Source organism: Noviherbaspirillum sp., assembly GCF_036846085.1.
Lineage (GTDB): Bacteria > Pseudomonadota > Gammaproteobacteria > Burkholderiales > Burkholderiaceae_D > Noviherbaspirillum.
The window spans coordinates 1-7,821 of record NZ_DAIUCO010000251.1; the positions used below are offsets into that span (position 1 = coordinate 1).

The window sequence follows — 7,821 nt, forward strand, 5'->3', positions numbered from 1 at the left end:
CATCCCAACCTTCCCCCCTAGCCGGGCGCCCTGAAAGGGGGAAGGGGCCGTTCGGTTATCCGCACCGGCATCCAACAGGAGACAAGCATGCCCGAAGTACAAGCCCAACATCCGTGGTTGAAATCCTATCCTGCCGGCGTGCGCTGGGATGCGCCGCTTTCCACCAGCCCGGTGCCGCAGCTGCTCGATGATGCCGCCGCCCGCTGGCCGGACAATACCGCGCTCGACTTCATGGGCCGGAAAACCAGCTACCGTGAATTGCTGCAGCTGGTCGATCGCGCCGCAAAAGGTTTCCAGCAGCTCGGCGTCAAGCCCGGCGTGCATGTCGGCCTGTATCTGCCGAATACGCCGCATTACGTAATTAGTTTTTTCGGCGTGTTGAAGGCAGGCGGCACGGTGGTGAATTATTCGCCACTCGATGCGGAAAAAGTCCTTGCGCACAAAGTCGAGGATAGCGAGACGGACATCATGGTCACGCTCGACCTGGCGGTGCTGTATCCGCAGATGGCGGATCTTCTCGGCCGCAGCCGCCTGAAAAAGCTGATCGTCGGCGACCTTGCCGAGATGACCGCGCAGCCTGATCCGGTTCGCGCGCACATGCAGAAGGGCGGCCTGCTGGCCGAGGTGCGGCAGGACGATCATCATATGCGCTTCGCCGCGTTGATCGAGAACGATGGCGCCTTCCAGCCCTATCCGGTCACCGACCCCGACGCCACCATCGCGGTGCTCCAGTACACCGGCGGCACCACCGGTCTGCCGAAAGGCGCGATGCTCAGCCATGCCAATCTCACTACCGCCTGCAACCAGATTCATGCCGTCACCAGCGGCGATCCGAAAGTGCTGGAAGAGGGCAAGGAGCGGGTGATGGCGGTGCTGCCGCTGTTCCATATCTATGCGCTGACGGTCAACATGCTGTTCGGGCTGCGCATGGGCGCGGAACTGGTGCTGCATACCCGCTTCGATCTCGATGCGGTCATCAAGGATCTGGCGGAGAAAAAGATCACCGTCTTCCCCGGCGTGCCGACGATGTACACCGCCATCATCAACCACCCGGAGATTGGCAAGTTCGATCTCAGCGCGCTGAAGTTTTGCGGGTCCGGCGGTGCGCCGCTGCCGGTTGAGGTGAACCAGCAGTTCCAGCGCCTGACAGGCTGCTCGCTGGCGGAAGGCTGGGGCATGACGGAAACGTCGCCTACCGGTACCTTCACGCCGGTCTACGGCAAGCAGAAAGTCGGCTCCTGCGGACTTCCTACGGTCGGCGTGACGCTCAAGTTCGTCAGCGTGGATGACCCGTCGGTGGAAGTGCCGCTCGGGGAACGCGGCGAGATGTGCATCAAGGGACCGAACGTGATGAAGGGCTACTGGAAGAAGCCGGAAGCGACGGCCGCATCGATGACGCCGGACGGATTTTTCCGTACCGGCGATGTCGCCTACATGGACGAGGACGGTTTCGTGACTATCGTCGACCGCACCAAGGACATGATCCTGTGCGGCGGCTACAACGTCTATCCGCGCATTGTCGAAGAAGCGATCTACGAACATCCGTCGGTAGCCGAAGTCAGCGTGATCGGCGTGGAGGACAGTTATCGCGGACAGTCGCCGAAGGCGTTCATCACGCTCAAGCAGGGCGCGCCATCATTCACGCTGGACGAATTGAAGACCTTCCTCAAGCGGCGCCTGGGCAAGCATGAAATGGTGCAGGCGATGGAGATACGCGACCAGTTGCCGAAGACACCGGTAGGCAAGCTGTCGAAGAAGGAGCTGTATGAGGAAGAGGCAAGGCGTGGTGCGGAGAAGCAGGCGACCGGCAATGCGTGATCAGGCTGCGCGTGAAACTGCAAGGCGGCGCTTGTGCTGAATGAATGAAGGGGCCGTAACACGAACGTCTTGGCATGAAACGTTTTGCGTTACGGCCCCTTGCCGGGAAGCTGGGTGAACCGGAAATCTAACTACGCATTACCGAGGTGTGCCTCGACGCAGCAGATTCACGATGGCCAACAGGATCACGGCACCCAGGAACGACACGAGCAGCGAAGAGATACTAAAGTCGTTCTGGTTGATCGTGCCGGTACCGAACAACGGAGCCAGGAGCCAGCCGCCTAGCAGTGCGCCCACGATACCGACGATGATGTTCAGGAACATGCCCTGGCTTGCATCCGTTCTCATGACCAGGCTGGCGAGCCAACCGAGAATACCGCCCACTACGATCCAGATAATAAAGTTCATGCTAACCTCCATGTGATGTTAATAAAATTGCTATTTAATAGACTGGCTACACAATAAATGGTTCATAGCCCGCTTCACACTTCTGCTGCAAGTCACGGATGACAGAAGAGGCTGCCTGGGTTCTTCCGTGTATCACGCGCTTTCTCTCCGCTTCAAATTCCTCCTCGAATTTTCCGCGTCAAGGTTCCTGCTCCGCTGCGGCGATTCGTGCAGACGGATCCCGCAAATCGCTTGTTGCAAGGACGATGCCTGTCGCAGGCATCGCTTGCCGGTTCAGCCGGCTTTGCCCGATGTGCGTCCACCGGGACCGGTCCCCGCTTCGACCAACGTCGACAGCGGGATAAAAGTCTCGCCGTCTTCCACCAGCACGGTCGAACCTTCCTTTGTCCTGCTCAAGTCAGTCCCATATGCATAGGCATCCTCCTTGTCGTTAAACGACGCCAGCGGTTCCTCGAATCCCTTTTCCGATACATCCCATCTGCCTTTGATGCCCGGTGATATGCAGATCACCACGGCCTCTTTCTGATCGAAACCCATGCCTTGTCTCCTTGTGTCTCCGCCGTCGGCTGTCCGAACCGGTGTGGGATGTGAATGGTTGCGCTCCCTGACCGTTCTGCCCGTCATGCCTGGAAGACGGGAAGTCACGCTTGAGCCAACGCTTATCGGGTCAGCGTCGCTTATCGCGGCATGTGCATATCCTTATGCGCATCGCTTCCGCACTTTTTTCTATACCGGTTGCTGTCGGTGACCGTTGAACGCGCCGCGCGCCGTGATTTACCGGTGCCTGGCCGGACAATCGTCGTCCGGTTGCGGGACTGGATCCACGCGCATTCGCGATGCAATGCAGGATGCTGCTTCGATAGGTGTGCCGCCGCCGGCGAATCCGGTCATGCGCGGCATCCGCTGCGCTTGCCGATACTGCCCCAAGGTTTTTGCAACCACATCCCTGTTCATGACAACCTCCTTGTCATTGCCCGGACTTCCAAGCGCGTCATCAAGACGTTCTTTACATTGCGGGTTGCCTAGGTAGTGCAATTCCTGTGCCCGTATGACGCATCACCGGCGCGGCGGCTTACTGTGATTCGGCAATTTTCTCTTGTAAATGTTCCATGCCCTATTGAAAACAATACAGCGCAATGCAGACGCTTTGATCGCGAATAAAGCCGTTTCCTGGGGGAGATATGTTGCCTAGTGATATCCCTCTCCCGCTCTTACCTTGCCCCGGAAAATCCAGAATACAAAGACGGTGTAGGCAAGAATCATCGGCAGAAGAATGACCGCGCCCACAAGGAAGAACTTTTGCGACGGCACCGTCGTGGCGGCGTCCCAGATGGTCAGGGTAGGAGGAACCATGTACGGCATGTTGGAAATGATCAGTCCGGCGAATGCAAGCAGGAACAGGCCGATTGCGGATGCAAAGGGTGTGATTGTCTTGCCGAGCCGGATGCCGCGCCAGCATAGCCAGGCAAGGAGCAGCGTGGCGAGCGGCACCTGGGAAAGGAAATAGAAATTGGGTGTGCTGAACCAGCGTTCGGCGATGCGCTCGATCTCCAGCGGTGTCCAGACGCTGACGATGCCGATGAACAACAAAAGTGCGAACAGCAACGGCACGCCGATGCGGCGGGCGCGCCGTTCGATCTCGCCCTCGGTCTTCATCATCAGCCATGTGGCGCCGAGGAGTGCGTAGCCGGCCACCAGCGCAACGCCGCACATCAGGCTGAATGGGGTGAGCCAGTCGAATGCATTGCCGGCATACTGGCCATCCTCGATCGGGATCTCCTGCAACACCGCGCCCAGCACCAGGCCCTGGGCGAATGCAGCCAGTGTCGATCCGGCCGCGAAGGAAATGTCCCACTTCCTCTGACGCGGCTTGGCCACCCATCGGAATTCAAACGCCACGCCGCGAAAGATGAGCGCCAGCAACAGTACGAGAACCGGCAGGTACACCGCCGGCAGGATGATCGCAAACGCGATCGGAAAGCCGACCCATAACGTGATGCCGCCCATGACCAGCCAGGTCTCGTTGCCGTCCCAGAACGGCGCCACCGAGTTCATGATCACGTCGCGGTCTTCCTCATTCGGATAGTAGGGAAAGAGAATTCCGATGCCGAGGTCGAAACCGTCCAGCACGACATACAGTGCCACCGCCGCGCCGAGGACCAGCGTCAGCACGATGGGTAGGTAATAAGCCTGATCGTTCAAGATGGCGTTCATGCCGGGTCTCCTGCAGACAGGGGGCGGTTGGGCAGCGCATTCGGATCCTCCACCGGTTTCGGCCCGCGCCGCAGCATGCGGTAGATGTAGAAAATGCCGACGGAGAACACCACGAAATACACGATCACGAACAGCGCCAGAGATAAGGCGACAGTCGACGCGGCGACCGGCGATGCAGCGTCGGCGGTGCGCAATATGCCGTAGGCGATCCACGGCTGCCGCCCGACTTCGGTCACGATCCAGCCGGCGATGATTGCGACGAAGCCCAATGGCCACGCATAGCCGAGCGGCTTGAGAAACCAGGTGGCGGAAAACAGCCGCTTGCGCCACCACAGGTAGACGCCGGTAAAGCCGATCGCCAGCAGCAGAAGGCCGATGCCCACCATCACGCGGAACATGAAGAACACCGGCACGACCGGCGGTCGGTCTTCCGGCGCGAAATCGAGCAGGCCGGGGAAACGGCCATTCGGATCATGCGTGATGATCAGGCTGCCGAGCTTAGGGATGGAAATCTCGGCCACGTTGCGCTCGGCTTTCTCGTCCGGCCATGCGAACAGTACGAGCGGCGCCGGATGGGAGCTGTCCCAGTGGGCTTCCATTGCAGCCACCTTGGCTGGCTGGTGCTTGCTTGTATTCAGGCCGTGCAGGTCGCCGACCAGGATCTGGATCGGTGCCAGCACCGCCAGCATGCCCAGTCCCATATGCACCATGGTGCGGGCTTCGCGTTCGAACTTGCCCGCCAGGACATAGCGTGCGCCGGTCGCCAGCACCACCACCGAGGTGGTGAGATATGTGGCGATCATCATGTGGGTGAAGCGGTACGGAAAGCTCGGATTGAAGATGATTGCCCACCAGTCGAGCGGATAGGCGATGCCGTTGCGCATCTCGAATCCGGCCGGCGTGTGCATCCAGCTATTCGCCGACAGGATCCAGAAGCCGGACAGCGCCGTGCCCACCGCCACCATGATCGAGGCAAAGGTATGCAGCCAGGGCGGCACCCTGTTCCAGCCGAACAGCATGATGCCCAGAAAGCTGGCCTCGAGGAAAAACGCGGTCAGTACTTCGTAGCCGAACAGGGGACCGATCGCGGGGCCGATGACTTCGGAGAAGCGGCTCCAGTTGGTGCCGATCTGGTATTCCATCACGATGCCCGACACCACGCCCATGGCGAACGACACGGCGAAGATCTTGGTCCAGAAGCGTGCCAGCGTGTGCAGGTACTGCTCGCCGCTTCGCAGCCAGCGTATTTCCAGTGTGGCGATGAATGCGGCAAGGCCGATGGAAAAAGCCGGGAAGATGATATGGAAGCTGACCGTAAATGCGAATTGGATGCGCGCAAGCAGGGTGGCGTCCACACCGGCAAATGTTTCCATAGGGATCTCCGAACGGGGTTATGAGCATTGCCGCCCGCCTTTCGACATGAAACCGATGACGAATGTTCATCAACAGTATCTAAGCGGAAGACCGTAATGATTTGCTTGGCGGTGCTTGAAGGTTATGACAGCCCCTAGGCATGAATGCTGCATCTTGGCGTGCAAATTGGAGAGAATCGATGGATACAACAGCCCGTACACTGAAATTGCAGATTTACCGTTACGACCCCGATACCGGCAACGCCCCGTATAACCAGGAACTGGAAGTCCCGGTGGGCCACAACGACCGGATGCTGCTGGACGTGCTGGTCAAGATAAAGAACGAGATTGACGACACGCTCTCGTTCCGGCGCTCCTGCCGTGAGGGCATCTGCGGGTCGGACTCGATGAACATCAATGGCAAGAACGGTTTGGCCTGCCTGACCAACATCCGGGAATTAAAACAACCGGTGGTGCTGCGGCCCTTGCCCGGCTTCCCGGTGATACGCGATCTCTTTGTCGACCTCACGCAGTTCTGGAAGCAGTTCCACTCGATCAAGCCATGGCTGGTGAACGACACCCTGCCGCCGGAGCGCGAACGCCTGCAAACGCCGGAGGAGCGCGACCAGTTGAACGGCCTTTATGAATGCATCCTGTGCGCCTGCTGTTCGTCATCCTGCCCCAGTTACTGGTGGAACCCGGACAAGTTCGTCGGTCCCGCCGGCCTGCTGCAGGCACACCGCTTCATCGTGGACAGCCGCGATCAGGCCACCAGCGAGCGACTGGACAATCTTGAAGACCCTTATCGCCTGTTCCGCTGCCGCACGATTCTCAATTGCGCCGATGTGTGTCCGAAGGGCCTGAACCCCGGCGCGGCAATCGGGCAGATACGCGACATGCTGGTCATGCGGGCGGTCTGAGTCATTATTTCGAGACGTGTAAAAACTACCCGCGCGCGAACAAAGTTCAACGTCGTCGCAAGGAATGCACGTAGGGGAGTTTCCTGGGATTACCGCGCTGCGCCGGCGGCATAATGGCCGCGGACAGGCATACGGCATCGCTGCGGCAGCGCGATGCCGCACAGGGACATGTCTTACCCGCATTCTGCAGCTTTCGAATCGATGCATCGTGGCCAGCGCCGAATTCCGTTTCTATGCCGAGTTAAACTTCTTCCTGGCGCCAGCCTGCCGGCAGCGCCCCTGCATCCGCGCATTCCCGCGCGACGCCACCGTCAAGCACATGATCGAAGCGCTCGGTGTGCCGCATACCGAGGTCGATCTCATGCTCGTGAACGGCGAACCGGTCGACTTTTCCTATCGCCTGGCGGATGGCGACCAAGTCAGCGTCTATCCGTGCTTCGGCGGCGTCGACATCGCACCGCTGGCGAAACTGCGCGAGCCCGAGGGAGAAGCGCCGCGATTTATTGCCGATGCGCATCTGGGCCAGCTTGCCAAGCACCTGCGCATGCTCGGTTTCGATGTGCTGTACCGCAACGACTACGGCGATTCGGAGGTGGCGGCGATCGCTGCCGACGAGAACCGCATCGTCCTCACGCGCGACCGCGATCTGCTCATCCGCAAGGACATCGTGCGCGGCGCGTATGTGCACGCGATCGACGGCGACGAGCAGGTGATAGAAGTTATCCGGCGTTTCCGGCTGGCGGCCAGCGCCCGTGCACTGACCCGCTGCCTGAACTGCAACGGCATGCTGCGCACCGTGGAAAAGAGCGCGGTGGCCGACCGGGTGCCGCACCATAGCCGGCATCACTACCAGCACTTCTACGAATGCGATGCCTGCGCGCAGGTGTACTGGGAAGGATCGCACGCTGCCCGCATGCGGGAGCGGGTGGCGCGGATGCTGAACGGCGCCGCGGGCGATGCAGCGCCGTGACTGTTTTCGAGGCGGCTCGCGCTGCCCGGCGTACAACCTTACGCGTACGTGCTTCGGACGGAAAACGATCCGCCCGCGGCGTTTCCGACGGTGCTCAGTGGATGATTTTGTTGAGGAAGTCGCGTGCGCGGTCCGAGCG

General features: G+C 60.1%; 8 protein-coding genes. 3 read left to right on the forward strand and 5 right to left on the reverse strand.

The genetic code is table 11. The features are described from left to right. Window positions 1-87 precede the first annotated feature (87 nt). Window positions 88-1,818, forward strand: a complete 1,731-nt coding sequence (locus V7080_RS21360; RefSeq protein ID WP_334190410.1) for a long-chain-fatty-acid--CoA ligase — start codon at window positions 88-90, stop codon at window positions 1,816-1,818. A 138-nt stretch (window positions 1,819-1,956) separates the two neighbouring features. Here V7080_RS21360 and V7080_RS21365 read toward each other — a convergent pair whose 3' ends face one another. From V7080_RS21365 to V7080_RS21385, 5 genes are all read right to left on the reverse strand, one after another. Next, window positions 1,957-2,226 carry a GlsB/YeaQ/YmgE family stress response membrane protein gene (locus tag V7080_RS21365; protein WP_057292973.1) on the reverse strand — a complete coding sequence of 90 codons (270 nt, stop codon included), beginning with the start codon at window positions 2,224-2,226 and terminating at the stop codon, window positions 1,957-1,959. Between the two features lie 273 nt (window positions 2,227-2,499). After that, entirely contained in the window at window positions 2,500-2,763 is a 264-nt protein-coding gene (locus V7080_RS21370; protein ID WP_334190411.1) for a hypothetical protein, read from the reverse strand. Window positions 2,764-3,000: 237 nt separating this feature from the next. After that, a complete protein-coding gene (locus V7080_RS21375) occupies window positions 3,001-3,180 on the reverse strand; it encodes a hypothetical protein (RefSeq protein WP_334190412.1) in 180 nt (59 codons plus the stop codon). Between the two features lie 234 nt (window positions 3,181-3,414). Further along, entirely contained in the window at window positions 3,415-4,440 is a 1,026-nt protein-coding gene (cydB, locus tag V7080_RS21380; protein WP_334190413.1) for a cytochrome d ubiquinol oxidase subunit II, read from the reverse strand. Further along, entirely contained in the window at window positions 4,437-5,813 is a 1,377-nt protein-coding gene (locus tag V7080_RS21385) for a cytochrome ubiquinol oxidase subunit I (protein ID WP_334190414.1), read from the reverse strand. Before V7080_RS21385 ends, cydB begins: the two co-directional genes overlap by 4 nt. Before the next feature lie 179 nt (window positions 5,814-5,992). On the opposite strand from V7080_RS21385, the gene V7080_RS21390 reads away from it, so the two are divergent. Next, the gene (locus tag V7080_RS21390) at window positions 5,993-6,712 is read left to right on the forward strand and encodes a succinate dehydrogenase iron-sulfur subunit (protein WP_334190415.1); all 720 of its coding nucleotides are present in this window, start codon (window positions 5,993-5,995) and stop codon (window positions 6,710-6,712) included. Window positions 6,713-6,920: 208 nt separating this feature from the next. Then, window positions 6,921-7,682 carry a DUF5615 family PIN-like protein gene (locus tag V7080_RS21395; protein WP_334190416.1) on the forward strand — a complete coding sequence of 254 codons (762 nt, stop codon included), beginning with the start codon at window positions 6,921-6,923 and terminating at the stop codon, window positions 7,680-7,682. Window positions 7,683-7,821 lie beyond the last annotated feature (139 nt).